38 protein-coding genes and 1 pseudogene are annotated in these 25,277 nt (G+C 46.6%); all 39 read left to right on the forward strand.

The window, feature by feature from the left end; genetic code table 11:
* Positions 1-30 precede the first annotated feature (30 nt).
* Positions 31-864 (forward strand): 50S ribosomal protein L2, encoded by an 834-nt coding sequence (gene rplB, locus AC9UEY_RS02555; RefSeq protein ID WP_509537335.1) that lies wholly within the window; start codon positions 31-33, stop codon positions 862-864.
* Positions 865-876: 12 nt separating this feature from the next.
* The gene (rpsS, locus tag AC9UEY_RS02560) at positions 877-1,161 is read left to right on the forward strand and encodes a 30S ribosomal protein S19 (RefSeq protein WP_509526185.1); all 285 of its coding nucleotides are present in this window, start codon (positions 877-879) and stop codon (positions 1,159-1,161) included.
* Positions 1,154-1,558: a 50S ribosomal protein L22 gene (rplV, locus tag AC9UEY_RS02565; RefSeq protein ID WP_509537338.1), complete on the forward strand. Its 405-nt coding sequence runs from the start codon at positions 1,154-1,156 to the stop codon at positions 1,556-1,558. Before rpsS ends, rplV begins: the two co-directional genes overlap by 8 nt.
* Complete coding sequence (rpsC, locus tag AC9UEY_RS02570; protein ID WP_509537341.1) at positions 1,558-2,331, forward strand: 30S ribosomal protein S3; 774 nt, start codon at positions 1,558-1,560, stop codon at positions 2,329-2,331. The genes rplV and rpsC overlap by 1 nt, the downstream gene beginning before the upstream one ends.
* Positions 2,331-2,744: a 50S ribosomal protein L16 gene (rplP, locus tag AC9UEY_RS02575; RefSeq protein WP_509537344.1), complete on the forward strand. Its 414-nt coding sequence runs from the start codon at positions 2,331-2,333 to the stop codon at positions 2,742-2,744. Before rpsC ends, rplP begins: the two co-directional genes overlap by 1 nt.
* The gene (rpmC, locus tag AC9UEY_RS02580) at positions 2,745-2,960 is read left to right on the forward strand and encodes a 50S ribosomal protein L29 (protein WP_509537346.1); all 216 of its coding nucleotides are present in this window, start codon (positions 2,745-2,747) and stop codon (positions 2,958-2,960) included.
* Positions 2,960-3,229, forward strand: coding sequence for a 30S ribosomal protein S17 (rpsQ, locus tag AC9UEY_RS02585; RefSeq protein ID WP_509537349.1), 270 nt, complete (start codon positions 2,960-2,962; stop codon positions 3,227-3,229). Before rpmC ends, rpsQ begins: the two co-directional genes overlap by 1 nt.
* A gap of 18 nt (positions 3,230-3,247) precedes the next feature.
* A complete protein-coding gene (rplN, locus tag AC9UEY_RS02590) occupies positions 3,248-3,616 on the forward strand; it encodes a 50S ribosomal protein L14 (RefSeq protein WP_509537352.1) in 369 nt (122 codons plus the stop codon).
* A 2-nt stretch (positions 3,617-3,618) separates the two neighbouring features.
* Positions 3,619-3,930: a 50S ribosomal protein L24 gene (rplX, locus tag AC9UEY_RS02595; RefSeq protein WP_509537355.1), complete on the forward strand. Its 312-nt coding sequence runs from the start codon at positions 3,619-3,621 to the stop codon at positions 3,928-3,930.
* Positions 3,930-4,487 (forward strand): 50S ribosomal protein L5, encoded by a 558-nt coding sequence (gene rplE / locus AC9UEY_RS02600; RefSeq protein WP_509537358.1) that lies wholly within the window; start codon positions 3,930-3,932, stop codon positions 4,485-4,487. Before rplX ends, rplE begins: the two co-directional genes overlap by 1 nt.
* A gap of 3 nt (positions 4,488-4,490) precedes the next feature.
* A complete protein-coding gene (locus AC9UEY_RS02605) occupies positions 4,491-4,676 on the forward strand; it encodes a type Z 30S ribosomal protein S14 (protein ID WP_509537360.1) in 186 nt (61 codons plus the stop codon).
* 75 nt (positions 4,677-4,751) lie between these two features.
* Entirely contained in the window at positions 4,752-5,156 is a 405-nt protein-coding gene (gene rpsH / locus AC9UEY_RS02610; RefSeq protein WP_509537363.1) for a 30S ribosomal protein S8, read from the forward strand.
* A 7-nt stretch (positions 5,157-5,163) separates the two neighbouring features.
* Entirely contained in the window at positions 5,164-5,703 is a 540-nt protein-coding gene (gene rplF, locus AC9UEY_RS02615; protein WP_509537366.1) for a 50S ribosomal protein L6, read from the forward strand.
* Positions 5,703-6,080: a 50S ribosomal protein L18 gene (gene rplR / locus AC9UEY_RS02620; protein WP_509537368.1), complete on the forward strand. Its 378-nt coding sequence runs from the start codon at positions 5,703-5,705 to the stop codon at positions 6,078-6,080. Before rplF ends, rplR begins: the two co-directional genes overlap by 1 nt.
* Positions 6,080-6,697, forward strand: coding sequence for a 30S ribosomal protein S5 (gene rpsE / locus AC9UEY_RS02625; protein WP_509537371.1), 618 nt, complete (start codon positions 6,080-6,082; stop codon positions 6,695-6,697). Before rplR ends, rpsE begins: the two co-directional genes overlap by 1 nt.
* Positions 6,697-6,879 carry a 50S ribosomal protein L30 gene (gene rpmD / locus AC9UEY_RS02630; protein ID WP_445821876.1) on the forward strand — a complete coding sequence of 61 codons (183 nt, stop codon included), beginning with the start codon at positions 6,697-6,699 and terminating at the stop codon, positions 6,877-6,879. Before rpsE ends, rpmD begins: the two co-directional genes overlap by 1 nt.
* A gap of 2 nt (positions 6,880-6,881) precedes the next feature.
* Positions 6,882-7,322, forward strand: coding sequence for a 50S ribosomal protein L15 (gene rplO, locus AC9UEY_RS02635; RefSeq protein WP_509537373.1), 441 nt, complete (start codon positions 6,882-6,884; stop codon positions 7,320-7,322).
* 35 nt (positions 7,323-7,357) lie between these two features.
* Positions 7,358-8,653: a preprotein translocase subunit SecY gene (gene secY, locus AC9UEY_RS02640; RefSeq protein WP_509537376.1), complete on the forward strand. Its 1,296-nt coding sequence runs from the start codon at positions 7,358-7,360 to the stop codon at positions 8,651-8,653.
* Complete coding sequence (locus AC9UEY_RS02645) at positions 8,654-9,226, forward strand: adenylate kinase (protein WP_509537379.1); 573 nt, start codon at positions 8,654-8,656, stop codon at positions 9,224-9,226.
* A 10-nt stretch (positions 9,227-9,236) separates the two neighbouring features.
* The gene (gene map / locus AC9UEY_RS02650; protein ID WP_509537382.1) at positions 9,237-10,049 is read left to right on the forward strand and encodes a type I methionyl aminopeptidase; all 813 of its coding nucleotides are present in this window, start codon (positions 9,237-9,239) and stop codon (positions 10,047-10,049) included.
* A 113-nt stretch (positions 10,050-10,162) separates the two neighbouring features.
* On the forward strand, positions 10,163-11,296 hold the full coding sequence (locus AC9UEY_RS02655) for a Bug family tripartite tricarboxylate transporter substrate binding protein (protein ID WP_509537385.1): 1,134 nt from the start codon (positions 10,163-10,165) through the stop codon (positions 11,294-11,296).
* Positions 11,297-11,806, forward strand: coding sequence for a tripartite tricarboxylate transporter TctB family protein (locus tag AC9UEY_RS02660; protein ID WP_509537387.1), 510 nt, complete (start codon positions 11,297-11,299; stop codon positions 11,804-11,806).
* Positions 11,799-13,298: a tripartite tricarboxylate transporter permease gene (locus AC9UEY_RS02665; protein WP_509537390.1), complete on the forward strand. Its 1,500-nt coding sequence runs from the start codon at positions 11,799-11,801 to the stop codon at positions 13,296-13,298. The genes AC9UEY_RS02660 and AC9UEY_RS02665 overlap by 8 nt, the downstream gene beginning before the upstream one ends.
* Positions 13,299-14,465: an MFS transporter gene (locus AC9UEY_RS02670; RefSeq protein ID WP_509537393.1), complete on the forward strand. Its 1,167-nt coding sequence runs from the start codon at positions 13,299-13,301 to the stop codon at positions 14,463-14,465. It begins immediately after the preceding gene.
* Positions 14,466-14,580: 115 nt separating this feature from the next.
* On the forward strand, positions 14,581-14,802 hold the full coding sequence (infA, locus tag AC9UEY_RS02675) for a translation initiation factor IF-1 (RefSeq protein WP_018207233.1): 222 nt from the start codon (positions 14,581-14,583) through the stop codon (positions 14,800-14,802).
* 17 nt (positions 14,803-14,819) lie between these two features.
* A complete protein-coding gene (rpmJ, locus tag AC9UEY_RS02680) occupies positions 14,820-14,933 on the forward strand; it encodes a 50S ribosomal protein L36 (protein ID WP_017955275.1) in 114 nt (37 codons plus the stop codon).
* A 108-nt stretch (positions 14,934-15,041) separates the two neighbouring features.
* Positions 15,042-15,419: a 30S ribosomal protein S13 gene (gene rpsM, locus AC9UEY_RS02685; RefSeq protein WP_509537396.1), complete on the forward strand. Its 378-nt coding sequence runs from the start codon at positions 15,042-15,044 to the stop codon at positions 15,417-15,419.
* Positions 15,419-15,838 (forward strand): 30S ribosomal protein S11, encoded by a 420-nt coding sequence (gene rpsK / locus AC9UEY_RS02690; RefSeq protein WP_509537398.1) that lies wholly within the window; start codon positions 15,419-15,421, stop codon positions 15,836-15,838. Before rpsM ends, rpsK begins: the two co-directional genes overlap by 1 nt.
* A gap of 16 nt (positions 15,839-15,854) precedes the next feature.
* Positions 15,855-16,481 carry a 30S ribosomal protein S4 gene (gene rpsD, locus AC9UEY_RS02695; protein ID WP_509537401.1) on the forward strand — a complete coding sequence of 209 codons (627 nt, stop codon included), beginning with the start codon at positions 15,855-15,857 and terminating at the stop codon, positions 16,479-16,481.
* Positions 16,482-16,606: 125 nt separating this feature from the next.
* Positions 16,607-17,620 carry a DNA-directed RNA polymerase subunit alpha gene (locus AC9UEY_RS02700; protein WP_509526235.1) on the forward strand — a complete coding sequence of 338 codons (1,014 nt, stop codon included), beginning with the start codon at positions 16,607-16,609 and terminating at the stop codon, positions 17,618-17,620.
* Positions 17,621-17,631: 11 nt separating this feature from the next.
* A pseudogene (gene rplQ / locus AC9UEY_RS02705) lies at positions 17,632-17,985 on the forward strand (50S ribosomal protein L17); the annotation flags it as partial.
* Positions 17,986-18,023: 38 nt separating this feature from the next.
* Entirely contained in the window at positions 18,024-18,806 is a 783-nt protein-coding gene (gene truA / locus AC9UEY_RS02710) for a tRNA pseudouridine(38-40) synthase TruA (protein ID WP_509537403.1), read from the forward strand.
* Between the two features lie 112 nt (positions 18,807-18,918).
* A complete protein-coding gene (rplM, locus tag AC9UEY_RS02715; RefSeq protein ID WP_509537405.1) occupies positions 18,919-19,371 on the forward strand; it encodes a 50S ribosomal protein L13 in 453 nt (150 codons plus the stop codon).
* Positions 19,372-19,382: 11 nt separating this feature from the next.
* A complete protein-coding gene (gene rpsI / locus AC9UEY_RS02720; protein ID WP_509537408.1) occupies positions 19,383-19,865 on the forward strand; it encodes a 30S ribosomal protein S9 in 483 nt (160 codons plus the stop codon).
* A 24-nt stretch (positions 19,866-19,889) separates the two neighbouring features.
* Positions 19,890-21,230 (forward strand): phosphoglucosamine mutase, encoded by a 1,341-nt coding sequence (gene glmM / locus AC9UEY_RS02725; protein WP_509537411.1) that lies wholly within the window; start codon positions 19,890-19,892, stop codon positions 21,228-21,230.
* A gap of 6 nt (positions 21,231-21,236) precedes the next feature.
* Positions 21,237-23,075, forward strand: coding sequence for a glutamine--fructose-6-phosphate transaminase (isomerizing) (glmS, locus tag AC9UEY_RS02730; protein ID WP_509537414.1), 1,839 nt, complete (start codon positions 21,237-21,239; stop codon positions 23,073-23,075).
* Positions 23,075-23,743, forward strand: a complete 669-nt coding sequence (locus AC9UEY_RS02735; protein WP_509537416.1) for a phosphatase PAP2 family protein — start codon at positions 23,075-23,077, stop codon at positions 23,741-23,743. The genes glmS and AC9UEY_RS02735 overlap by 1 nt, the downstream gene beginning before the upstream one ends.
* A 9-nt stretch (positions 23,744-23,752) precedes the next feature.
* Positions 23,753-24,097 (forward strand): holo-ACP synthase, encoded by a 345-nt coding sequence (locus tag AC9UEY_RS02740; RefSeq protein WP_509537418.1) that lies wholly within the window; start codon positions 23,753-23,755, stop codon positions 24,095-24,097.
* On the forward strand, positions 24,094-25,194 hold the full coding sequence (gene alr / locus AC9UEY_RS02745) for an alanine racemase (RefSeq protein WP_509537421.1): 1,101 nt from the start codon (positions 24,094-24,096) through the stop codon (positions 25,192-25,194). Before AC9UEY_RS02740 ends, alr begins: the two co-directional genes overlap by 4 nt.
* Positions 25,195-25,277: the final 83 nt, after the last annotated feature.

The following is a 25,277-nucleotide window of genomic DNA, read 5'->3' on the forward strand; positions in this document are numbered from 1 at the left end:
GAACTGGACCTGGAAAAGAAAAGGATCATCATGGCACTTCGTAAATTAAAGCCAACGACCCCTGGTCAACGCGGCGCAAGCGTTCCCGATTTCGCTGAAATCACTCGCTCGACTCCTGAAAAGTCACTTGTTCGTCCAATTCACTCAAAGGGTGGACGTAACAACCAAGGTCGCATCACTATTCGTCACCAAGGTGGCGGACACAAGCGTGCCTACCGTCTGATCGATTTTGTTCGCAATGACAAAGATGGCATTCCGGCAAAGGTTGCTCACATTGAGTATGACCCAAACCGCACTGCTCGCATTGCTCTTCTGCATTATGCAGATGGAGAAAAGCGTTACATCATTGCACCAGACAAGTTAGTTCAAGGCGCAATGATTGAAAACGGTCCAAAGGCCGATATCAAGCCTGGCAATAACTTGCCACTTCGTAATATTCCAGTGGGAACAACTGTGCACGCAATTGAACTACGTCCAGGTGGAGGAGCAAAGATTGCTCGTTCAGCTGGTGCATCAGTTCAGTTGGTTGCAAAGGATGGTCCTTATGCACAACTACGTATGCCATCTGGTGAAATTCGTAACGTCGATGTTCGTTGCCGCGCAACTGTTGGTGAAGTTGGAAACGCAGAGCAGGGAAATATCAACTACGGAAAAGCTGGTCGTAAGCGTTGGTTAGGTATTCGCCCAACAACACGTGGTGTTGTTATGAACCCAGTAGATCACCCACACGGTGGTGGTGAAGGTAAAACTTCTGGTGGACGTCACCCAGTGACTCCATGGGGTAAGCCTGAAGGCCGTACTCGTAAGAAGAAAGCATCAGATTCAATGATCGTCCGTCGTCGCAAGTCGAATAAGAAGCGGTAGGTAGGAGCCCTAATGCCAAGAAGTCTCAAGAAGGGTCCATTCGTTGATGGACATCTACTCAAGAAGGTAGATGCACAAAACGATGCCAATACAAAGAACGTGATCAAGACCTGGTCACGCCGCTCAATGATCATTCCTTCAATGATCGGACACACCATTGCAGTACACGATGGCCGTAAGCACATTCCGGTTTTCGTAACTGATGCAATGGTTGGACACAAGCTAGGTGAATTCTCCCCAACACGTACCTTCCGTGGTCACGTTAAGGGCGACGATCGAAAGGCAGCTCGTGGCTAACACACAAGAAAACTCATTGATCGCTCGCGCAGTATTGCGCGACATCCGCCACACACCACAAAAGGCTCGACGTATCGTTGACCTTATCCGTGGACAACGTGCAGATGATGCACTCAACATTTTGAAGTTCGCACCACAAGCCGCAGGACAAGATGTGTACACACTTCTTAACTCTGCAGTTGCAAATGCGAAGGCTAAGAACCCAGCAATCCGTGATGCTTCAGAGCTATGGGTTGTTGAAGCACTAGTAGACGAGGGCCGCACAATGAAGCGTTTCCGTCCACGTGCACAGGGTCGCGGTTTCCGTATTTTGAAGCGTTCATCTCACATCTCAGTTGCAGTTAGCGATGTAAAAACCGCTAGCAAGACTATGAATAAGAAGGGAGCGACCAAGTAATGGGTCAAAAAGTAAACCCACACGGCTTCCGTCTAGGAATTACAACTGAATTCAAATCACGTTGGTACGCAGACAAGCTATACAAGGATTACGTCAAAGAAGATGTCGAAATCCGTCGCTTGATGAATAAGGGTATGGAGCGCGCAGGTGTTTCTCGAATTGAAATCGAGCGCACACGTGATCGCGTTCGCATCGATCTATTCACTGCTCGTCCAGGAATTGTTATTGGCCGTCGTGGTCAAGAAGCAGACATCCTTCGTCAGCGTCTAGAGAAGCTAACAGGCAAGCAAGTACAGCTCAACATTCTTGAGGTTAAGAACCCAGAGATTGACGCACAACTTGTTGCACAAGGAATTGCAGAGCAGCTAGCTGCTCGTGTTTCATTCCGTCGCGCAATGAAGAAGTCAATGCAGTCAGCTATGAAGGCAGGAGCGCAGGGCATTCGTGTTCAGTGTGGTGGTCGTCTAGGTGGCGCAGAAATGTCACGTTCTGAGTTCTACCGTGAAGGTCGCGTTCCTCTACACACACTTCGTGCTGATATTGATTACGGTTTCTATGAAGCCGCAACAACATTTGGTCGCTTGGGTGTAAAGGTCTGGATCTACAAGGGCGAAGTTATTGGTTCACGTACAGAGCGTGCTGAAAAGGCACTTGCTGAAGCACGTGCACCAAAGCCAGAACGTCGCGGACCTCGCACACCACGTGCACCACGAGCAGAAGTAACTGTTTCTCAGGGAACACCTACTGCAACTGCGGAAGGAGCATCTAACTAATGTTAATTCCACGTCGTGTTAAGCACCGCAAGCAACACCACCCATCCCGTAAGGGCGCAACAAAGGGTGGATCACAAGTTGCATTTGGTGACTTCGGTATTCAAGCTCTTGCACCTGCTTATGTAACGAACCGTCAGATTGAAGCAGCACGTATTGCTATGACTCGTTCGATCAAGCGTGGTGGAAAGGTATGGATCAATATTTATCCAGATCGTCCAATCACAAAGAAGCCTGCTGAAACTCGTATGGGTTCCGGTAAGGGTTCACCTGAATGGTGGATTGCAAACGTTAAGCCAGGTCGCGTTATGTTCGAGATTTCTGGCGTAACAGAGGAAGTTGCAGTTGAAGCTATGCGTCTTGCGATGCACAAGCTTCCAATGAAGTGTCGTGTCGTGAAGCGTGAGGAGGCATAAGTGGCTACTACAACTAATGAAGAGCTACGCCAATTGTCAGCAGAAGATTTGACTAGCAAGGTGCGCGAGTTGAAGGAAGAACTCTTCAACCTACGTTTCCAGGCAGCAACTGGACAGTTGGAAAGTCACGGTCGTCTTAGCGCAGTGCGCAAAGAGATCGCACGCGTTTACACAATCGTTCGCGAACGCGAACTAGGAATCGGAGGAGCTGCGTAATGACTACAGAAACTGCAGGTCGCAGCGACCGCAAGGTCCGTGAAGGAATTGTTATAAGCGACAAGATGGATAAGACCATCACTGTTGAGGTTTCAAATCGTGTAAAGCACGGTATGTACTCAAAGGTTATGTCTCGCTCAAGCAAGTTAAAAGCACATGACGAGCAGAACACTGCCGGCATGGGCGATCGTGTACTCATCATGGAAACTCGTCCATTGTCAGCAACAAAGCGCTGGCGTTTGGTCGAGATTCTCGAGAAGGCAAAGTAAGGGTCTGGTGGATAACTCATGATTCAACAAGAATCTCGCGTACGCGTTGCAGATAACACAGGAGCTAAAGAGCTTCTTTGTATTCGCGTGCTCGGTGGATCCAAGCGCCGCTATGCCGGTATCGGAGACATCATCGTTTGTTCTGTTAAGGATGCAATCCCTGGCGGACAGGTTAAGAAGGGTGAGGTCGTTAAGGCCGTCATCGTTCGTACAGTTAAGGAACGTCGTCGTCCAGACGGTTCCTACATTAAGTTTGATGAAAATGCCGCAGTGATCTTGAAGGCTGATGGCGAGCCACGTGGAACCCGTATCTTCGGACCAGTTGCACGTGAACTTCGCGATAAGAAGTTTATGAAGATCATCTCGCTAGCTCCGGAGGTGCTCTAATAATGGCAAAGATTAAGAAGGATGACACTGTTCTTGTTATCGCGGGTAAAGATCGCGGAACAACAGGAAAGGTACTGTCAGTTGATAACAACCGTATTACTGTGGAAGGCGTTAATCGCCAGAAGCGTCATACAAAGGAGTCAACTGGTGAGCGCGGCGTAAAGGTCGGCGGCATCATCACTGTTGAAGCATCACTACACATTTCAAATGTCATGGTCGTTGATAGCGATGGCAAGGCTTCACGCCTTGGTGTTCGTAAAAACGAAGAAGGCAAGAATGTTCGCATCTCACGTCGCACCGGAAAGGACATCTAATGTCAACAAAGGTAGATGTACGTCTAAAAGCTAAGTACAAGAGCGATATTGCTCCTGCACTCAAGAGCGAATTTGGATTCAAGAACCCAATGATGGTTCCAACACTTGTAAAGGTGATTGTGAACATGGGTGTTGGCGATGCAGCTCGTGATTCAAAGTTGATCGAAGGCGCAATCCGCGATCTAACAACAATCACAGGCCAGAAGCCTCAGGTAACTAAGGCTCGCAAGTCAATTGCGCAGTTCAAGCTTCGTGAAGGTCAGCCAATTGGTGCGCACGTAACATTGCGTGGAGATCGTATGTGGGAGTTTGCAGATCGTTTGCTGTCAATCTCACTACCTCGTATCCGCGACTTCCGTGGTTTGTCACCAAAGCAGTTTGATGGACGCGGTAATTACACATTCGGTTTAACCGAGCAGGTTGTTTTCCCAGAAATCGAACAAGACAAGGTTGATCGTCCGCGCGGTATGGATATCACCTTTGTTACTACAGCAAAAAATGATGTTGAAGGTCGCGCTCTTCTTAAGGCGCTCGGCTTTCCATTCAAGGAGGCATAAGCAATGGCAAAAACATCGCTCAAGGTAAAAGCAGCTCGCAAGCCTAAGTTCAAGGTTCGCGGCTACACACGTTGCCAACGGTGCGGTCGTCCACACTCTGTCTATCAGAAGTTTGGTCTATGCCGTGTTTGCTTCCGCGAAATGGCTCACCGTGGTGAGCTACCTGGTATCACCAAGGCATCTTGGTAATCGTTCTATCCAACTAACTACAACGAACAAGGTCAATACAAAGAAACCAGTTCGAGAAAGGCCACGAGGCCACGTATGACAATGACAGATCCGATCGCAGACATGTTGACTCGTCTGCGCAACGCGAACTCTGCTTACCATGATTCGGTTTCAATGCCGTCATCATCGGTTAAAGCACGTATCGCAGTGATCCTTCAGCAAGAAGGTTACATCGCTGGATATCGCGTTGAAGATGCAGACAATGGAGTAGGCAAGAACCTTGTTCTTGACCTTAAGTTTGGTGCAAACCGTGAGCGTTCAATCGCTGGTTTGCGTCGCGTGAGCAAGCCAGGACTTCGCGTTTACGCAAAGTCAACAGCTCTTCCAAAAGTACTTGGTGGACTAGGCGTTGCGATTATTTCAACTTCATCTGGTTTGCTTACTGATAAGCAAGCCAACAAGCAAGGGGTAGGCGGAGAAGTTCTCGCCTACGTATGGTGATCAAATAATGTCACGTATTGGTCGCATGCCTATCGCCGTTCCAAGCGGCGTTGAAATCACAATCGCTGGACAGAATGTTGCTGTTAAGGGTCCTAAGGGAACTCTTTCACTTAACGTTGCTGAGCCAATTCAAGTTTCACAAGAGGCCGGTGTTATCACCGTTGCTCGTCCCAATGAAGAGCGTGTAACACGTTCACTTCATGGTCTATCTCGCACACTAGTTGCGAACATGGTTGAAGGCGTAACCAAGGGTTACACATTAACTATTGAAATCGTCGGTGTTGGTTACCGTGTAGCTGAAAAGGGCAAGGACCTAGAGTTCCAGCTTGGATACAGCCACAACATCCAATTCCCAGCACCTGAAGGAATTACCTTCAAGGTTGAGTCACCAACAAAGTTCCATATCACTGGAATTGATAAGCAGTTGGTTGGCGAAGTTGCTGCAAAGGTAAAGAAGCTTCGCAAGGCCGATCCATACAAGGGCAAGGGCTTGCGTCTCTCAGGTGAAGTAGTTCGCCGTAAGCAAGGAAAGACAGGTAAGAAGTAATGGCTATTGGTGTAAAGGTCCGCAAAGGTTCGGCAACAAACGCCCGTGCCCGTCGTGCATTCCGCGTCCGCAAGAAGGTCGCTGGAACAGCATCACGTCCACGTTTAGTCGTTTCTCGCTCATCTCGTCACTTGTTCGTACAAGTTATTGATGACTCACAAGGCAAGACTCTTGCCTTCGCATCCACAATGGAAACTGATCTTCGTGCTGATAAAGGCGACAAGACTGCAAAGTCAAAGGCTGTTGGTGCATTAATTGCATCACGCGCCAAGGCTCTTGGAGTTACAACTGTTGTCTTTGACCGCGCAGGTAATAAGTACCACGGTCGTATTGCAGCTGTTGCTGACAGTGCACGAGAGAATGGATTGGAGTTCTAATGTCTGCTAATCCAACTGCAGCACCAACAACTGCTAGCAATGATCGCGGCAAGGGACGCCCAGAGCGTCGCGAACGTCGTGATGATCGCGAAAAAGAAAAGAACCCATTCATGGAGCGCGTTGTGTTTATCAACCGCGTATCCAAAGTTGTAAAGGGTGGACGTCGTTTCTCATTCACTGCTCTCGTTGTTGTCGGAGACGGTAACGGTCAGGTCGGTATTGGTTACGGAAAGTCTAAGGAAGTTCCAGCAGCGATTGCTAAGGCAGTGGAAGAAGCGAAGAAGTCATTCTTCACAGTTCCACGTGTTCAAGGAACAGTCCCTCACCCAGTACAAGGTGAAACTGCAGCAGGCGTAGTTCTACTACGTCCAGCAAGCCCAGGTACCGGAGTTATTGCCGGTGGTCCAGTACGTGCAGTACTCGAGTGTGCAGGTATCACAGATGTTTTGACTAAGTCACTTGGATCTAACAATGCAATCAACATGGTTCACGCAACCGTTGCTGCATTGAAGATGCTTGAAAGCCCAGCACAAATTGCTGCGCGACGTGGTCGTCCATTAGAAGATGTTGCACCTGCAGCAATTATCCGCGCTTCACAGATCACGGTAGGTGCCTAATGCCACGTTTAAAAGTAACTCAGATTCGCTCGAAGGTTGGAAACAAGCCAGAGCAGCGCGACACACTTCGTTCATTGGGCTTAAAGCGTATTAACGATGTTGTTGTTAAAGAAGATCGTCCAGAAATTCGTGGCATGGTGTACGCCGTTCGCCACCTAATCAAGGTTGAGGAGGTCGAATAAAGATGACTTTAAAACTTCATCATCTTCGTCCAGCTCCAGGTGCTAAGAAAGCTAAAACTCGTAAGGGTCGCGGTGAAGCATCAAAGGGTAAGACCGCAGGTCGCGGTGGTAAGGGAACACGCGCTCGTAACACAGTTCGTGCAGGTTTCGAAGGTGGTCAGCTACCTCTCGTAATGCGCTTGCCTAAGCTACGCGGTTTTAAGAATCCAGCTCGCATTGAGTACCAGGCAGTCAATGTTTCAACAATTAACGCGCTATTTCCTAAGGGTGGCGATGTAACTGTTGCAGATTTGATCGCAAAGGGTGCTGTTCGCGACAGTTTGCCTGTAAAGGTGCTTGGAAATGGCGATATTGATGTGAAGGTGAGTGTTACTGCACACGCATTCTCATCATCTGCTGTAGACAAGATCACTGCAGCAGGCGGCACAACCAACGTTCTTTAATATTTAGTACTCGATAGGGAAAGAGGAGAAGATCAATGCTTTCAGCATTTGGTATGGCCTTTAAGACACCGGAGCTTCGCAAGAAGATCTTCTTCACTCTCTCAATCATGGCCTTGTTCCGTTTTGGTTCAGTTGTTCCAACACCAGGTGTTTCTTATGCAAATGTAAAAGAGTGTTTGGCAACTGCACAAACTGGTGGATTGTTTGGCTTGATTAACTTGTTTAGCGGTGGAGCATTAATTCAGCTCTCTGTCTTTGCTTTGGGAATCATGCCTTACATCACCGCATCAATTATTGTGCAGCTTTTGACCGTTGTTATTCCTCGCTTTGAAGCCTTGAAAAAAGAGGGTCAATCTGGAACAGCTAAGTTAACTCAGTACACACGTTACTTAACAATTGGTTTAGCAATCTTGCAGTCAACAGGCTTGATCGCAGTTGCTCGCACACCAGGACGTTTGATTTCAGGATGTTCTCTAGCAATCATCCCCGACACATCATGGCAGCGCATCATCACAATGATCGTTGTAATGACTGCTGGAACATCAGTAGTTATGTGGCTCGGTGAATTGATCACTGATCGCGGTGTCGGTAACGGTATGTCAATCTTGATCTTCACATCTATTGCAGCAGGATTCCCAGCCCAACTATGGTCAATCAAGCTACAAAAGGGATTGTTCGCATTCCTCTTTGTTATGGCCGTTGGTGTCTTAGTAGTTGCAGCGGTGGTCTTTGTTGAGCAAGCCCAACGACGTATTCCCGTGCAGTATGCAAAGCGCATGGTGGGACGTCAGGCATATGGTGGAACAAGTACTTATATTCCAATTAAGGTAAACCAGGCTGGTGTTATCCCAGTAATTTTCGCATCATCATTGCTTTATATTCCTTCGCTGATTGTGAACTTCACAAATAGCCAAGCAGGATGGGCTGTATGGATTAGCCGTAACTTTGTTAAGGGCGATCACCCAATTTACATCGCAACGTATGCGCTACTTATTATTTTCTTTACCTACTTCTATGTTGCAATTACCTTCAACCCAGATGAGGTTGCAGATAACATGAAGAAGTACGGTGGATTCGTACCTGGTATTCGTGCCGGAAAGCCAACAGCTGAATACCTTCAGTATGTGCTCTCACGCATTACAGCCCCAGGATCTATGTATTTAGCACTCGTTGCTGTTATTCCAATCGGTGCACTTGTTCTCTTTGGTGCAACACAGAACTTCCCATTTGGCGGAACAGCAATTTTGATCGTTGTTGGTGTTGGTCTTGATACTGCAAAGCAGATCGAGTCACAGCTACAGCAGCGTTCATACGAGGGATTCCTTAAGTAAATGCGTCTCGTCCTGGTAGGTCCACCAGGTGCCGGTAAGGGAACACAAGCTCAATTCCTTGCAGCGCACTACTCAATTCCACACATTTCTACGGGAGATATTTTCCGTGCAAATTTGAAGGCGGGAACTGAATTAGGAATCCAAGCAAAAGGTTTTATTGATCGCGGAGAACTTGTTCCAGATTCTGTAACAAATGACATGGTCAAAGATCGCCTAACCCATGATGATGCAGCAAATGGTTTTCTGCTCGATGGATTCCCACGAAATGTTGCACAAGCCGAAGTTCTCCGTGCGATTTTGGCTGATAAAAAGACACCCCTGCATGCAGTTTTAGAGTTTTCCCTTGCTGATGAACAAATCATTGCACGCTTGCTTCATCGCGCTGAGATTGAAAAGCGCGAAGATGACAAAGAAGATGTGATTAAGCGTCGCCTTGAAGTCTATGCAGAGCAAACAGCTCCCATCATCTCTTTCTATCGCAATGAAGGCCTTCTGATCTCAATTAGCGCTGTCGGAAACATTGAAGAGATCACAGCCAATGCAATATCGGCGCTAAGTCGCCTCGCACAGTAAGTTTGTAATCATGGCAATTCAAATCAAAACCGAAGAACAGATCAAGACCATGCGCAAAGCTGGTCTTGTAGTTGCTGAAATTCACACAGCAATTCGCGACGTTGTTAAGCCAGGCATGATGACTAGCGCCTTAGATGTGGTTGCAGAGGCAGTGCTTAAGCGACATGGTGCAACATCTAACTTCAAGGGGTATCACGGCTTCCCAGCAACGATCTGTGTTTCAATCAATGATGAAATCGTTCACGGAATTCCTGGTGACCGTGTGATTAATGATGGAGATGTTGTATCTGTTGACTGTGGAGCCATTATTGAAGGCTGGCATGGAGATGCAGCATTTTCAGTAGGCGTTGGAAAGATCGATCCTGAAGATCAAAAGATGATGGATGTGTGCGAAGAATCCATGTGGCGGGGGATTGCTGCAGGCAAGAATGGTACAAAGCTTTCTGATATTGGCCACGCCATCGAGGAGTACACCAAGTCTCAAGGCGCATATGGAATCTTGCAAGAATACGGTGGACATGGAATTGGCACAGAGATGCATCAAGAGCCACATGTTCTAAATTTTGGAAAGCCTGGAAATGGCCCAGTGATTGTTCCTGGATTTGTTTTAGCAATTGAACCCATGATTACTCGTGGATCTGCTCGCACCAAGGTTTTGGCAGATGATTGGACAGTAGTTTCTGCCGATTCATCAAGGGGTTCACATTTTGAGCACACCTATGCAGTGATGCCAGATGGAAAACCCTTTGTTTTAACAGCATTTGATGGCGGCAAATCAGAGCTATTTAGGCTTGGGGTTGAGGTCTCTGATCTGCTGAAATGAGGCGTATTTTGTTACCGTTTTGAGACCCCGAAATGCTTACTTATTGCTGAAAAATCTATTACTTTCTCCCTATCCCTCACCCTCGAGGGCAAGAAAATATGGAGAACTCATCGATGAGAAAAACTTCTTTAATTCGCTTAGCTGTTGCGGCAACTGCAGTTGCTGTATTGGCAAGCACAACACTTCCAGCAAACGCTGCGATTAAGCCAGCTGATAAGGCCTCAATCGGAGATGATTGCACAGCAGCTTCAGCCGCAACTAATAAAGTTGCCAAGGGCCGCGGTGTTGATGGTTCAGATTTAACATGTCTTGTAGTTACCACTGGTTCATATAAGGGCCAAACAAAGTGGTGGTACAAAGATGTTAAGCCACTGAAGAATATTGATTGGACAATCCCAGCAAACCCAGGTGGATACTCACTGACCGCTGATGCAATTACAGATTCACTAAAGGCTGAAGGCCTACTAACTGCAACAACATCTGTTTTCAAGCCAGGTGCTGGTGGAGCTGTTGGACTTGGAGCTTTCCAAGAAATTAAGGGCAAGCCAGAAGCTGCGATGGTTACTGGTATTGCAATGACTGGTGGACTTTATTCCAACAAATCAAAGCTAAATCTTTTGGATTCAACTCCAATCGCAAAGATTCTTCGCGAATATGATGGAGTTGTTGTTCCAGCATCATCTAAGTACCGCACGTTGAAGCAACTGCTAGATGATCTAGTTGCAAAGCCAAACTCAGTGGCAATTGCTGGCGGTAGCAAGGGTGGAATCGATCACCAGGTAATTGGATTACTTGCACAGAAGGCATCAATTGACCCAACTAAGTTGAACTATGTTGTGTTCTCGGGTGGACCAGAAGTTATTACTTCACTCCTCAGCAACTCAACTCAGGTTGGTGTCTCAGGGGCACTTGACTTTGCACCATATGTTGCATCAGGAAAGCTTCGCTACCTAGGTGTTTCATCTGCAAAGCCATTAGCTGGTATTAAGGCTAAGACATTCGTTTCACAAGGTTATGACCTTGTGTACGGAAACTGGCGTGGAATCATGGCCCCAGCAGATCTTTCAGCTGCTGATCGCCTCAACTTCGTGAAGGTAATTGACATCATGCACGCTTCACCAGCATGGGCAGCGCAATTACAGAAGAACAAGTGGGATAACGAGTTCGTTGCAGGAAATGCATTCAAGACATTCCTTGAGAAGCACATTCCTGAAATCAACACAGTTATGAAGGGTCTTGGAATCTAGTTGATTCTGGACAAAGTTACTAAGCACGGAAAGAGTGAGCTGGCATTTGCCGGCTCACTCTTCTTGCTTGGCATTTTCGTGGCATGGGATACCTCGAAAATGGATATACCCCAAGGATCTTCAATTGTTAGCCCGCAAACTTTTCCCTACATGGTTGCAGCTTTTACTTCATTAGTTGGGCTTGTCTTAATTCTCGAGGTACTTCGTGGAAATCATGGAACACCCGATGGCGATGAACCGGGTGACCCACTTATTCCAGTTAACTATAAAACCTTACTAATTGTCGCAGCAGCCATAGGGCTGCACGTAATTTTGCTCGAGACCGCCGGCTACATAATTGCCGCAACTACCTGTTTTCTTGGTGTCGCATACGGCTTCGGATCTCGCAAAATTTTAAAGGATTTTCTCGTCAGTTTAGCTTTTGCAATAATTGTGTATTTCTCATTTACAAAAGGTTTAAATATTAACTTGCCTTCAGGCGTCTTTGAGGGGATGTTTGGAAATGGGTAATAGCTTTGCAATGCTGATGGATGGTTTCCAAACCGCTTTCACCCCAACAAACTTGATGTTTGGATTGCTCGGTACATTTCTTGGAACTCTTGTTGGTGTTTTGCCAGGAATTGGACCAGCGTTAGCAATTGGTCTATTACTTCCAATCTGTTTAACAGTTAATCCAACATCTGCGTTGATTATGTTTGCCGCGATTTATTACGGTGCGATGTATGGCGGCTCAACAACCTCAATTTTGCTTAATACACCGGGTGAAAGTGGATCGGTTATTACAGCGCTAGAAGGCAACAAAATGGCAAAGGCCGGCCGTGCCGGTGCCGCCCTTGCCACAGCTGCAATTGGATCATTCGTTGCAGGCACCATTGCCACACTTCTTTTAGCTTTTGGCGCTCCAGCTATGGCAGATATTGCGCTCACAATTCAACCAGCGGGCTACCTGGCATTAATTATCTTGGCATTTACAACAGTTGGAACGTTACTTGGCGCTTCTAGAGTTCGTGGCTTAGTGGCGTTGTCGGTGGGACTTGTAATTGGTCTTGTTGGCGCGGATCTTCAGTCAGGCGCACTGCGTTTAACTTTTGGCAACATGGCTGCAATTGATGGAATCGAAACTGTCACGGTAATTGTTGCAATTTTTGCTTTAGGTGAAGCACTTTACTTAGCAAGCCGACATCAATTCTTTAATACTGAAGTCATCAAGATGGATGGCAAAGCATGGATGACAAAAGAGGATTTTAAGCGATCTTGGAAACCGTGGCTTAGAGGCACAGCCATTGGATTTCCACTAGGAGTTATCCCAGCTGGTGGATCAGAGGTTCCAACTTTCTTGTCTTACGGTGTTGAAAAAGCATTGTCGAAGAATAAAGATGAGTTTGGCAAAGGTGCAATCGAAGGTGTCGCTGGACCAGAAGCTGCCAATAATGCAAATGCAGCTGGAGTTTTGGTTCCGATGCTTGCACTGGGATTACCAACATCTGCAACAGCAGCTGTAGTACTGGTTGCTTTCCAATCATTTAATATTCAGCCAGGTCCAATGCTTTTCCAGACTAATCCTGAAATTGTGTGGGGTTTAATCGCCTCATTATTCATCGGAAACACTTTGCTATTGGTGCTTAACCTTCCCCTCATTCGCTTCTGGGTCCTTCTCCTAAAAATTCCGACTCATTATTTATATGCAGGAATTACTACCTTTGCATTACTTGGTGCGTACGCACTCAATAATTCAACTTTTGATTTACAAGTTGCACTGGTTATTGGCGCACTTGGGTTCCTATTCCGACGCTTTGGTGTTCCCATTACTCCATTGATTATTGGCGCAATACTTGGACCACTGGCTGAGCTTCAGTTCAAGAGAGCATTGCAGATCAGCCAAGGGGACTGGCACATTCTTATTGCTGGTGGCTTCCCTAAGTTCATCTATAGCTTGCTAATACTGGTAATTATTGGACCACTTGTTTGGAACTTTAAGAAAAAGTTTGCAAACAAAAAGTAAATGGCTGCCGAAAAGCTTTTGCCGTGGGCTAAGCCACTTCTGCTTTCTTCTACCCTGACCCAAGCAACTATTTACGTTCTGCGCCCGATGATTACATATCGGGCAATTGAATTGGATGCAAACGCGGCGCAAGTTGGTTTGATTGCAGCACTGTATGCATTATTTTCAGTCTTTCTCGCTCTTCAATTTGGTTCTTGGGTTGGAAAGTTGGGTGAAGCAAAGTTTGTAATCCTTGGTACCGCCGCAATGATGGTGACTTCAGCTGGTTTGATTTTTGCTAACTCACTTCTTACCTTAGGGATTGCAACAGCTGCTGCAGGGCTTGCACACTTGGCGTGTATGGTTGGCGGCCAATCTATGGTTGCACTTCGCGCACCTGAGGGTGGTTACGACAGATACTTTGGTTTCTATACCTTTAGTGCATCTGTCGGACACATGATCGGCCCAATCCTTGCGACAATTGTTGCTGGCTCCAATGGAACACTACCTAAGTCAACTTCGAATGCTTTTTTACTTGGAGTAGTTCTAACAATTATCGCTTTGGTCCCTGTAATTAGGTGGCGCAATGAAAAGCCAACCGTGCAGGGAAAAAAAAATTCGGAAGGCACTTTTAAGGCAGCAGTTAATCTTGTTAAACGCCCCGGTATTATGGCGGCAATTTATGTTTCACTCGCAATTTCTTCAGCAGCAGATGTGCTTGTTGTTTTCTTGCCACTCTTTGGAACTGAAAATAATTTTTCACCGTATGCAATTGGTTCAATCCTGGCTATCCGTGCCGGCACAACAATGTTGTCACGGTTCTTCTTAGGACGATTGAGTCAAAGGTTTACTACATTTCAATTGCTTTGGTGGAGCACAATGATTTCAGTAATTTGTTGTGCTGCAATGGCATTTGCCCATACGCCAATCACATTAGGTGCAATCGTTTTTGTTGCAGGATTTTCACTTGGCGTTGGCCAACCCTTAACAATGTCACTTGTTTCTCAAAAGACTGAAAGCTCTGAGCGTGCATTGGCTGTTTCAGCCCGCTTGATGGGCAATCGATTTGGGCAATTCTTAGTGCCCGCAGCTGCTGGCGGCGTTGCTGCAGCATCTGGGGCAGGGGCGGTCTTTATTGGCCTTGCTGTGCTGCTGGCCACTTCGATTTTCAGCGTAAAACGCAACTGATCTGTGGCCTGAATTACAACATTGTAGTTTAAAAGGCCGATTTCCCTTATTTGAGCCTGCCCCCTAAACTACGAGTTCGCTTGTTTCACGCTTAAAACAGAAATGTAGGTACAGCTTGGCTAGTAAAGATGGCGCCATCGAAATGGAAGGCACCGTAGCTGAGGCTTTACCTAACGCAATGTTTCGCGTGGAGCTAACTAACGGACATAAAGTCCTCGCTCACATAAGCGGCAAGATGCGAAAGAACTACATTCGTATTCTTCCTGCCGATCGTGTGATCGTGGAAATGAGTCCGTACGACCTAACAAAGGGTCGAATTATTTATCGTTATAAGTAACAAGGGGAGCAATACACATGAAGGTTAATCCAAGCGTTAAGAAGATTTGCGATAAGTGCAAAGTCATTCGCCGCAAGGGTCGCGTCATGGTCATTTGCGAAAACCTGCGTCACAAGCAACGTCAAGGATAAATAAGCACTAACAAACTCGTAATACGACTTCACGCGAGTGAAGACCTTTGGACTGGTAGGCCAGAGAACAGTATTGCGGAGGACCTCCAGATACAGATAGGTAGATACATGGCACGTCTCGTCGGTGTTGATCTTCCGCGCGAAAAGCGTTTGGAAGTCGCACTCACTTACATTTTTGGAATGGGTCTTACCCGTTCTCAAAAAACATTAGCAGCAACTGGCATTAGTCCAGATATTCGCGTTAAGGACTTGCAAGAATCAGATCTTGCAAAGCTTCGCGAATACATCGAAGCAAACTTCAAAATCGAAGGTGACCTTCGTCGTGAAATTTCTGGCGACATTCGTCGCAAGGTTGAAATCCAGAGCTACCAAGGTATTCGTCACCGCAAGGGACTACCTGTTCGCGGTCAGCGCACACATACAAATGCGCGTACACGTAAGGGACCTCGTAAGGCAATTGCAGGTAAGAAGAAGGTGACTAAGTAATGGCCGCTCCTAAGACTAAGACTGCCGCTCCAGCTAAGGGCAAAGTTAAGATCCGTAAGAAGGAAAAGAAGAATATTGCTGTTGGTAAAGCGTTCATTAAGAGCACTTTCAACAACACAATTATTTCTATTACTGATCCAACCGGCGCTGTAATCTCATGGTCATCATCTGGCCAGGTTGGTTACAAGGGCTCACGTAAGTCAACTCCATTTGCCGCACAGCTTGCAGCAGAAGCAGCAGCTCGTCGCGCACAGGAGCACGGCCTAAAAAAAGTTGATGTATTTGTTAAGGGACCAGGTTCTGGTCGCGAAACTGCAATCCGTTCATTGCAAGCAGCAGGCCTAGAAGTTGGAGCCATCTCTGATGTAACTCCAGCTCCACACAATGGCTGCCGTCCACCGAAACCACGTCGAGTTTAAGGAAGGAAGAGAATAAATGGCTCGTTATACCGGAGCAGACTGCAAGCGTTGCCGTCGCGAAAAAGTAAAGCTCTTCCTTAAGGGCACAAAGTGCGATGGACCAAAGTGTCCTATCGAATCTCGTCCTTATCCACCTGGCCAGCATGGTCGCGGTCGTTCAAAGGAATCTGAATACCTATTGCAGATGCGCGAAAAGCAAAAGTGCGCACGTATTTATGGTGTTCTAGAAAAGCAGTTCCGTGGTTACTACGAAGAGGCTAACCGCAAGCAGGGCAAGACTGGTGAAAACCTTCTTGTTCTTCTTGAGACACGTCTGGACAACGTTGTGTTCCGTGCAGGCTTTGCAAAGAGCCGCGACATGGCACGTCAACTAGTTCGTCACGGACACTTCTTGGTAAATGGTAAGAAGGTAAACATTCCTTCATTCCGTGTGACTCCGATGGACATCATTGATGTTCTTCCAAAGTCATTGGATCTCACACCATTCATCGTTGCTAGCGCAGAGCTTGGCGAGAAGGCAGTACCAGCATGGATGGAGATTGTTGGTTCGCAGATGCGCATCATCATTCACTCAGTTCCTGCTCGTGCAGTCATCGACACACAGGTTCAAGAGCAGCTGATCGTTGAACTGTATTCCAAGTAATTTTTGAAAGTTGGGTGCGCAAGCACGCAACATGCGGGCAGTACTTAGTAAGGCCCCTGATTGAAGGATCAGGGGAAAGAGCGGAAATCAAATAGTGGATTTCCCTTAAATGAAGAGGAGCAGCAGTGCTAATTGCACAACGTCCAACTCTCAGCGAAGAAGTAGTTTCTGAGCACCGTTCACGGTTCATCATTGAACCGCTGGAACCAGGCTTTGGTTACACACTTGGCAACAGCATGCGTCGTACATTGCTTTCATCTATTCCAGGTGCAGCAGTTACAAGCATTCGCGTTGCAGGTGCACTTCACGAGTTCACCACTCTTGAAGGCGTCAAGGAAGATCTCACCGATATCGTTTTGAACATCAAGAACTTGGTGCTTTCATCAGATAACGATGAGCCAGCTGTTGTTTACATCCGCAAGTCAGGTGCCGGTGTTGTTACTGGTGCAGACATTGCAGTTCCAGCAGGCGTAGAGGTTCATAACCCTGAGCTTCACATTGCAACACTTAACGGCAAGGGCAATCTTGAGATTGAACTTACAGTTGAGCGCGGCCGTGGATACGTAACTGCTGTACAAAACAAGCAGGCTGGCGCAGAGATCGGTCGCATTCCTGTTGACTCAATCTATTCACCAGTTTTGAAGGTTACATACAAGGTAGAAGCAACTCGCGTTGAACAGCGCACAGACTTCGATCGCCTTGTTGTAGATGTAGAAACAAAGCCATCAATGAAGCCACGCGATGCAGTTGCATCGGCGGGTCGCACATTAGTTGAGCTATTCGGACTTGCACGCGAACTAAATCTTGATGCTGAGGGTATCGAGATGGGGCCATCTGTTATGGATGCTGCCCTTGCAGCAGATCTTGCTCTTCCAATCGAAGATCTAGATCTAACAGTTCGTTCATACAACTGCTTGAAGCGCGAAGGCATTCACACAGTTGGAGAGCTAGTTAACCGTTCAGAGGCTGACTTGCTAGATATCCGTAACTTTGGTTCAAAATCAATTGATGAGGTCAAGGCAAAGCTTGTCTCAATGGGAATGTCTCTCAAGGACAGCCCAGTTGGTTTCGATCCAACCCAACATCAGAACTACAACGCATCAGTCGACGATGATTTCGTCGATGCAGAGCAGGCTTAGGAGAATCGATAATGCCAACACCAAGTAAAGGTCCTCGTCTGGGTTCAGGCCCATCACATGAACGGTTACTCCTACGCACACTTGCAGAGCAGTTGTTCGAGCACGGCAAGATCACAACAACCGAGGCAAAGGCTAAGCGCCTGCGTCCATTAGCGGAAAAGTTAATTACTTTCGCTAAGAAGGGTGATCTAGCTGCACGTCGTCAGGTCATGGCACAGATTCAGAACAAGGGCGTGGTACACACACTCTTGACTGAAATCGGTCCACGTTTTGCAACACGCGAAGGTGGCTACACACGTATTACTAAGGTCGGTCCTCGCAAGGGTGACAACGCACCTATGGCAGTAATTGAATTAGTAACTGAGAAAGATAACTAAGTCTTTATTTCTTAGAAAATATTCTCATGACGGAACCCACTCTCTACCCTGAGAGTGGGTTTCTTCGTTTGCGGGTTGATTTGGCATATGACGGAACAGGTTTTTCAGGTTGGGCAATTCAGCCCGACGTGCGCACCATTCAGGGTGAGATCGAGAAAGCGTTAACAATAATCACCCAATCAAAGATCGAGACTGTAGTTGCTGGAAGGACCGATGCTGGGGTGCATGCAACCGGGCAAGTAATTCATGTCGATGTACCAGCAGCGACCGAGCTTGATCAACTCAAATTCAGAATGAATCAAATACTCGATACTGATGTGCGAGTTCTGGCTGCAGATGTTGCCCCTGAAGGATTTCATGCGCGATTCTCAGCTATCCGTCGTCACTACAGCTACAAGATCCTGGACAACAATCAAACGATCTCGCCGCTTCATCGATTCGATGTAGCACCGTGGTATCGACACCTTGATTTGGATCGCATGAATCAAGCTAGTGCATTGCTTTTGGGAGAACATGACTTTGTAGCTTTCAGTAAGTTCCGTGAGGGAGCAACAACGGTTCGGGAGCTTCAACGTTTCCAGTGGAGCCGGGGCGCTGATGGTCTGTTAATCGGTGATGTTGTTGCCAATGCCTTTTGCTATTCGATGGTTCGTCATATGGTAGGTGCGGTTGTCTGCGTGGCCGATGGGCGCTTTCCGCTCGAGTGGATTTCACAGACTTTGGAGAACAAGGTTCGGGTATCGGAGGGTCAGGTATTTCCAGCCTGTGGCCTTAACCTTCGCCAGGTGGATTATCCGAGCCTAGCTTAAAGGGCATTTTGACCCCTGAGCCTGACGCGGGTATTCTTTCTCCTCTGTGCTTGAGAAAGCACCGTCCATCAACTAGATCAAAGAAGTTCACTACAAGAAGGTAGGCAAAAGCGTGCGTACATACAGTCCAAAAGCTGGTGATGCGGTCCGTAACTGGCACATCATCGATGCACAAGATGTGGTCTTGGGCCGTCTTGCAACACATGCTGCCGTTCTACTTCGTGGAAAGCACAAGCCAACATTTGCTCCACACATGGACATGGGTGATTTCGTTGTTGTTATCAATGCAGAAAAGATTGCATTGTCAGGTAACAAGGCAACACAGAAGTGGTCTCACCATCACTCAGGTTTCCCAGGCGGTTTAACTTCTACTGTGTACGGCGAGCTTATTGAAAAGCACCCAACACGCGCAGTTGAAAAGGCAATCAAGGGAATGCTTCCAAAGAATTCACTCGGTCGTCAGATCGCGTCAAAGCTAAAGGTGTACGCAGGTCCAGAACACCCACATGCTGCACAAGCACCAACGCCATATGTATTCAATCAAGTTTCACAAATCGTGAAGTAAAGGAACAGTAAATGTCAGAGAACCTAGAATTAATCGACAACGAAGAAGCTCCTACTTCATACTCTTCAGCAACACCAGCAGCAGCAACCAACCGTCCAGCCATCAAGGCACCAGGTGGTGGCACCGGTCGTCGTAAGGAAGCTGTTGCACGTGTTCGCCTTGTTCCAGGAACAGGTCGCTGGGTTGTCAACGGTAAGACACTAGAAAATTACTTCCCAAACAAGGTTCACCAGCAGTTAGTTTCTGAGCCATTCCGCACAGTTGGTGCTGAAAACCAGTACGACGTTTTCGCACGTATCAACGGTGGTGGAGTTTCAGGTCAAGCTGGCGCACTTCGTTTAGGTGTTGCACGTTCACTCAATCAAATTGATGAAGAAGCAAACCGTCCAGCACTTAAGAAGGCTGGATTCTTGAAGCGTGATGCACGTGTTATTGAGCGCAAGAAGTACGGCCTTAAGAAGGCACGTAAGCGTTCTCAATACTCAAAGCGTTAATTCACTTTTACCAAAGGAGTTCAATTGGCGCTTTTTGGCACCGATGGAATCCGTGGTGTAGCCAATCGTGATCTCACCGCAGAACTTGCACTCGATGTTTCTGTTGCCGCTGCGCATATATTGGTAGAAAGCTCGTCAAATAAAGACCATCAACCAACTGCAATTGTTGGGCAAGATTCACGTGCCTCAGGTGAGTTCCTAGAAGCAGCAGTTGTTGCTGGTTTAACAAGTGCTGGAATCAATGTGTATCGGGTTGGCGTATTGCCAACACCAGCAATTGCCCATCTTGTTGCTGAGTCAAAAGCAGACTTAGGCGTCATGATCTCTGCATCCCACAATCCAATGCCAGATAACGGAATCAAGTTATTTGCTCGTGGCGGCGGCAAGTTAGATGATGCAATCGAAGCTCGGATCGAAGCCCGCATGGGTGAGGATTGGGAGCGCCCCACTGGTCGAAATGTTGGTCGTGCAATCAATGATGACACCGCCACAGAGCGCTACTTGAAGCATTTACTGGCATCAGTTCAAACTCCTTTAAAGGGATTAAAGATTGTTGTTGATTGTGCAAATGGAGCATCATCTTTTGTGGCACCTGAGGCATATCGCCGTGCGGGTGCTGAAGTAGTTGCAATCTTTAACAAGCCAGATGGTTGGAATATTAATGATGATTGCGGTTCAACACACCTGCATCATTTGCGTGTGGCAGTTCTCAAAGAAGGTGCTGATGTTGGCATCGCACATGATGGGGACGCAGATCGTTGCTTAGCAATTGATGCAGCTGGTAATGAAATTGATGGCGACCATATTCTTACAATTTTAGCTCGTGGTTTTAAAGCACGTGGTGTTCTAAAGGGTGACACAGTTGTTGGCACAGTAATGAGCAATCTTGGCTTTATGCATGCGATGAAAGATGCAGGAATCACCGTAGTTACAACCCCAGTTGGAGATCGTTATGTTTTAGAAAACATGATTGCAAATGATTACACCTTAGGTGGCGAGCAATCAGGCCATGTGATCATGCGAGATCTTGCTAATACAGGTGATGGAATTCTTACGGCGCTACAGTTGTTACAAGAAGTTGTTCGCACCGGCAAAACTTTGCAAGAGTTAGCCGCAACTATGGTGAGATTTCCTCAAGTTTTAATCAATGTTAAAGATGTTGCAAAAGATAAGTTGCCACAGTCTGTCGTTATCGCTGCAGCGGTTAAGGCAGCTGAAGAGCGCTTAGGCGATTCTGGCCGAGTTTTATTGCGAGCATCTGGCACGGAGGCCCTCGTAAGAGTCATGGTTGAAGCCGCCAGTGATAGCCTTGCGCAAGAAGTTGCACAGCAGCTTGTAGATGTAGTTAAAAAAGAACTGAGGTAAAAAGATATGTGCGGAATTGTGGGTTACACAGGACCACAATCTGCTTCAATTCCGCTCATTGAAGGTCTGCGTCGTCTTGAATACCGCGGATATGACTCAGCCGGCATTGCACTTGGCACACCCGGCAAACTCTTTATTGAAAAGAAGGCCGGCAAGCTTTCAAATCTAGAAAACGCATTAGATGCATCCTTGCCAAATGTTCATTCAGGAATTGGCCACACCCGCTGGGCAACACATGGTGGACCAACAGATACCAATGCACATCCACACGTTGATAACGATGAAAAACTTGCCGTTATCCATAATGGAATTATTGAAAACTACACCGAACTTCGAGCCCAGCTTGAAGCAAAGGGTCACAAGTTTTCCTCTGAAACAGATACAGAATCTGTTGCCCACCTGCTGAGTGATCTTCGCAAGGAACACAAGGGTGATTTAACCGCAGCGATGCGAGATGCTGTCAAAGCACTTCGTGGTTCTTTTACATTGCTGGCGATCCATGCAGATCAGCCAGATGTGGTTGTGGGAGTTCGCCGTAACTCTCCTTTGGTGGTTGGAGTCGGCAAGGGCGAAAACTTCATGGCATCTGATGTTGCCGCCTTTATCGAATACACCAAGCACGCAATTGAATTAGGTCAAGATGAGATTGTCACAATGACACCAACATCAATTGAAATAACTGATCTTGATGGCAAGGCTGTTAAAGCTAAAGAGTATGAGATTTCATGGGATGCAAGTGCTGCACAAAAGGGCGGCTTTGCGCACTTCATGCTGAAAGAGATCTTCGAACAACCTAAGGCTGTTGCAGATACTTTGATTGGTCGCTTAAGTGATAACAATCAGATTCTGCTAGATGAACTACATATGAGCTCAGATGAGATCAAAGCATTAAAGAAGATCACTGTTATTGCGTGTGGCACTGCTTACCACGCAGGAATGGTTGCAAAATATGCAATTGAAAAGTGGGCAAAGATTCCAGTTGAAGTAGAGATTGCAAGTGAGTTTAGATATCGCGATCCAATTATTGATCCCAGCACTTTAGTTATTGCGATCTCACAATCTGGTGAAACGATGGATACTTTGATGGCAGTTCGCCATGCAAAGACTGCAGGTGGTCGAGTTTTGGCGATCTGTAATACCAATAGCTCAACGATTCCTCGTGAGTCAGATGCTGTGTTGTATACGCATGCTGGACCTGAAATTGCTGTTGCTTCTACTAAAGCATTGCTGACTCAGATGATTGCGGTGTACTTAATTGGACTACACCTTGGACAGGTCAATGGTTCTCTTAAGGACGCTGAAGTTCGAGATCTATATAAGGAACTACTTGAACTACCAGGAAAGATTGAACAAATTCTTGAAACTGTGGAGCCACTTCGTGCGCTGACAAGAACATTTGCAGAGAACAACACTGTTTTGTTCTTAGGTAGAAACATTGGCTATCCAGTTGCGCTTGAAGGTGCATTGAAACTTAAAGAGCTTGCATACATTCATGCCGAAGGTTTTGCTGGGGGAGAGCTCAAGCACGGACCTATTGCGTTAATTGATAAAGGAACTCCTGTAATTGCAATATTGCCGGCCGGACATGAACATGCTTTGGATGAAAAAATGCTCAGCAATATTCAAGAGGTTAAGGCCCGCGGAGCACGCGTCATTGTCATTGCTGAAGAAGGTGCACATGTTGAGGGAGCAGAACATGTCATTCGCATTCCGGTAGTACCTGCACTTTTCCAGCCAGTTTTGGCAACTGTTCCCTTGCAGGTGTTTGCTTATGAAATGGCTGTTGTTCGTGGCAATGATGTTGATCAACCTCGAAATCTGGCTAAATCTGTAACGGTTGAATAATGATTGAATTGGCACAAAGTCGTCGTAGACAGATGGATCGTGCACTACGTTGGTCATTCTTATTATTTGCTGGTTTCGTAGTTGTTACTCAACAAGTTTATAGTTATGGACCACTTATTAGTTACGACAAAGAAATAAATAGTCAGCCAAAGCCACAGTTTGAAGGTTTAGCTGGTTTTATTCTGCGTCGCCTAGATGATCTGGGATTGCGTTGGCTGACTGCAACTGTTTTGCTACTTGCAGCTGCCTTTATCGCTTATAAATTTAAAACATGGCGCCCACTTAATTTAGCTTTTCTTTCATTGTTATCCCTTAACTTGGTTGTTGGATCGGTCAAGCTCTTGTTGGGTCGCACCAAGCCTCGGGATGGATTTGATTTGTTGCATGCAGGAGGGATGTCCTATCCAAGCGGGCATGCATCTAATGCAGTTTTATCGTGGGGAATTTTGGCTTATTTAATCTATAGATATGCAAAGGTCGATAGGTATCAAGGCCGGCTAGCAAGTGCAGGTGTTGTACTAATCAGTCTTACGGTGTGCGTTGTTTCCTTGATCCGCCACACACATTGGTTTAGTGATTTATTGGGCGGGCTATTTATTGGTAGCGCTTTGTTAGTGACCATCATTGCGATAGATAGGTATGTTCCCTCAAAAAGCCAGTTGCACTAGACTTCTGCAATGATTGATGGGATTGGAATTGATGTCGTAGACATCGATCGTTTTAAGGCATCTCTTGAGCGCACGCCGGGACTTAAAGAAAAACTCTTTACAGAAGCTGAAAGAAGCAAGCCAATCGCATCACTTGCTGCGCGATTTGCGGCAAAAGAGGCCCTTGCAAAAGCACTCAATGCTGGCAAAGGATTGTCATGGCATGAAGCAGAGGTAATTAATTTAGAAAGCGGTAAGCCTGCCTTTTTATTTAGAGGCGAGATTGCAGATCTTATTGATGGCGCTGATGTACATCTTTCTCTTTCACATGATGCCGGGATCGCATCTGCCATGGTGATTGTGGAGCGCACATGAACCGCGCTGAAGCACGCATTGATACAGGACATCTTGCATCCAACATCGCTCTTTTAAAGTCCACCAGTAAGACCGCATTAATGGCTGTAGTTAAAGCAGATGCATATGGGCATGGATTACTAGGTGTTGGACTATCTGCCGAGAAGGCAGGTGCTAATTGGCTAGGCGTTGCACTCTTGGAAGAGGCAATAACACTTAGAACTCATGGTGTTCGGATTCCCATTTTGGCGTGGTTGGTTTCACCGGGCTCTGACTTTAAGTCCGCTGTTGATCACGACATTGATGTTGCAGTTTCATCTATTGCCGCATTTAAAGAAATTTCTGCACTTCCAGGAATGCCACGCATTCATATTGAATTGGATACAGGTATGACTCGTGGTGGCTTCTTAGATGAATGGCAAGAGTTTTTATTGCAGGATTTTTCAACTGTCAATGTTGTCGGAGTCTTTTCACACTTTGCCAGAGCCGACGAACCAGGTGAGAAGCAAAATGATGAACAGTTGAAGCGATTTAATGCAATGGTTGACGATCTTTCTAAGATCGGCATAAACCCTGCGATTAAACATCTATCAAATTCAGCGGCCACACTCAAGAATCCATCTGCGCACTTTGATTTGGTGCGGGCAGGCATTTCTCTGTATGGGTTAACTCCTGATATTTCAACACTTGGCAGCAGCAATAATCTTTTACTAAAGCCAGTAATGCAGCTGCGAGCTAAGTTGCACTTAGTGAAGACAGTTCCTGCTGGTTCACCAGTTGGTTATGGAGCTAGCGCTCATACAACAGCACAAACGAAATTAGGTGTGGTTGCAATAGGTTATGCCGATGGAATCCCGCGCATTGCAAGGGATGCAGGAGTATTTATAAACGGTAAGAAAGCACCGATTATTGGTCGGGTTTCTATGGATCAATTCGTCGTTGATTTAGGAGCGGATTCAATAGCAGTTTCTGGGGATTGGGTGATTGTTTTCGGTGATGGCTCGCATGGTGAATACACCGCTGATGATTGGGGTAACGCATCGTTATCAATTAATTATGAAATAGTTACACGAATTGGGCCTAGAGTCCCTAGAATCTACGCACCTCATGTCTACTAATAATGCAGCGCTGCACGTCGAGAGAGTCAATGTCTCTTTTGGCGGTCTTCGGGCTCTCAATGATGTCTATTTAGAGATTGCAA

This window comes from Candidatus Planktophila sp., from assembly GCF_040402275.1.
In the GTDB taxonomy this organism is placed as follows: domain Bacteria; phylum Actinomycetota; class Actinomycetes; order Nanopelagicales; family Nanopelagicaceae; genus Planktophila.

Bases quoted from the DNA above. Each gene is read 5' to 3' on its own strand.
- rplB (WP_509537335.1), top strand. From the start codon at position 31: ATGGCACTTCGTAAATTAAAGCCAACGACCCCTGGTCAACGCGGCGCA.
- rpsS (WP_509526185.1), top strand. From the start codon at position 877: ATGCCAAGAAGTCTCAAGAAGGGTCCATTCGTTGATGGACATCTACTC.
- rpsC (WP_509537341.1), top strand. From the start codon at position 1,558: ATGGGTCAAAAAGTAAACCCACACGGCTTCCGTCTAGGAATTACAACT.
- rplP (WP_509537344.1), top strand. From the start codon at position 2,331: ATGTTAATTCCACGTCGTGTTAAGCACCGCAAGCAACACCACCCATCC.
- rpsQ (WP_509537349.1), top strand. From the start codon at position 2,960: ATGACTACAGAAACTGCAGGTCGCAGCGACCGCAAGGTCCGTGAAGGA.
- rplN (WP_509537352.1), top strand. From the start codon at position 3,248: ATGATTCAACAAGAATCTCGCGTACGCGTTGCAGATAACACAGGAGCT.
- rplX (WP_509537355.1), top strand. From the start codon at position 3,619: ATGGCAAAGATTAAGAAGGATGACACTGTTCTTGTTATCGCGGGTAAA.
- rplE (WP_509537358.1), top strand. From the start codon at position 3,930: ATGTCAACAAAGGTAGATGTACGTCTAAAAGCTAAGTACAAGAGCGAT.
- AC9UEY_RS02605 (WP_509537360.1), top strand. From the start codon at position 4,491: ATGGCAAAAACATCGCTCAAGGTAAAAGCAGCTCGCAAGCCTAAGTTC.
- rpsH (WP_509537363.1), top strand. From the start codon at position 4,752: ATGACAATGACAGATCCGATCGCAGACATGTTGACTCGTCTGCGCAAC.
- rplF (WP_509537366.1), top strand. From the start codon at position 5,164: ATGTCACGTATTGGTCGCATGCCTATCGCCGTTCCAAGCGGCGTTGAA.
- rplR (WP_509537368.1), top strand. From the start codon at position 5,703: ATGGCTATTGGTGTAAAGGTCCGCAAAGGTTCGGCAACAAACGCCCGT.
- rpsE (WP_509537371.1), top strand. From the start codon at position 6,080: ATGTCTGCTAATCCAACTGCAGCACCAACAACTGCTAGCAATGATCGC.
- rpmD (WP_445821876.1), top strand. From the start codon at position 6,697: ATGCCACGTTTAAAAGTAACTCAGATTCGCTCGAAGGTTGGAAACAAG.
- rplO (WP_509537373.1), top strand. From the start codon at position 6,882: ATGACTTTAAAACTTCATCATCTTCGTCCAGCTCCAGGTGCTAAGAAA.
- secY (WP_509537376.1), top strand. From the start codon at position 7,358: ATGCTTTCAGCATTTGGTATGGCCTTTAAGACACCGGAGCTTCGCAAG.
- AC9UEY_RS02645 (WP_509537379.1), top strand. From the start codon at position 8,654: ATGCGTCTCGTCCTGGTAGGTCCACCAGGTGCCGGTAAGGGAACACAA.
- map (WP_509537382.1), top strand. From the start codon at position 9,237: ATGGCAATTCAAATCAAAACCGAAGAACAGATCAAGACCATGCGCAAA.
- AC9UEY_RS02655 (WP_509537385.1), top strand. From the start codon at position 10,163: ATGAGAAAAACTTCTTTAATTCGCTTAGCTGTTGCGGCAACTGCAGTT.
- AC9UEY_RS02665 (WP_509537390.1), top strand. From the start codon at position 11,799: ATGGGTAATAGCTTTGCAATGCTGATGGATGGTTTCCAAACCGCTTTC.
- AC9UEY_RS02670 (WP_509537393.1), top strand. From the start codon at position 13,299: ATGGCTGCCGAAAAGCTTTTGCCGTGGGCTAAGCCACTTCTGCTTTCT.
- rpmJ (WP_017955275.1), top strand. From the start codon at position 14,820: ATGAAGGTTAATCCAAGCGTTAAGAAGATTTGCGATAAGTGCAAAGTC.
- rpsM (WP_509537396.1), top strand. From the start codon at position 15,042: ATGGCACGTCTCGTCGGTGTTGATCTTCCGCGCGAAAAGCGTTTGGAA.
- rpsK (WP_509537398.1), top strand. From the start codon at position 15,419: ATGGCCGCTCCTAAGACTAAGACTGCCGCTCCAGCTAAGGGCAAAGTT.
- rpsD (WP_509537401.1), top strand. From the start codon at position 15,855: ATGGCTCGTTATACCGGAGCAGACTGCAAGCGTTGCCGTCGCGAAAAA.
- truA (WP_509537403.1), top strand. From the start codon at position 18,024: ATGACGGAACCCACTCTCTACCCTGAGAGTGGGTTTCTTCGTTTGCGG.
- rpsI (WP_509537408.1), top strand. From the start codon at position 19,383: ATGTCAGAGAACCTAGAATTAATCGACAACGAAGAAGCTCCTACTTCA.
- glmS (WP_509537414.1), top strand. From the start codon at position 21,237: ATGTGCGGAATTGTGGGTTACACAGGACCACAATCTGCTTCAATTCCG.
- AC9UEY_RS02735 (WP_509537416.1), top strand. From the start codon at position 23,075: ATGATTGAATTGGCACAAAGTCGTCGTAGACAGATGGATCGTGCACTA.
- AC9UEY_RS02740 (WP_509537418.1), top strand. From the start codon at position 23,753: ATGATTGATGGGATTGGAATTGATGTCGTAGACATCGATCGTTTTAAG.
- alr (WP_509537421.1), top strand. From the start codon at position 24,094: ATGAACCGCGCTGAAGCACGCATTGATACAGGACATCTTGCATCCAAC.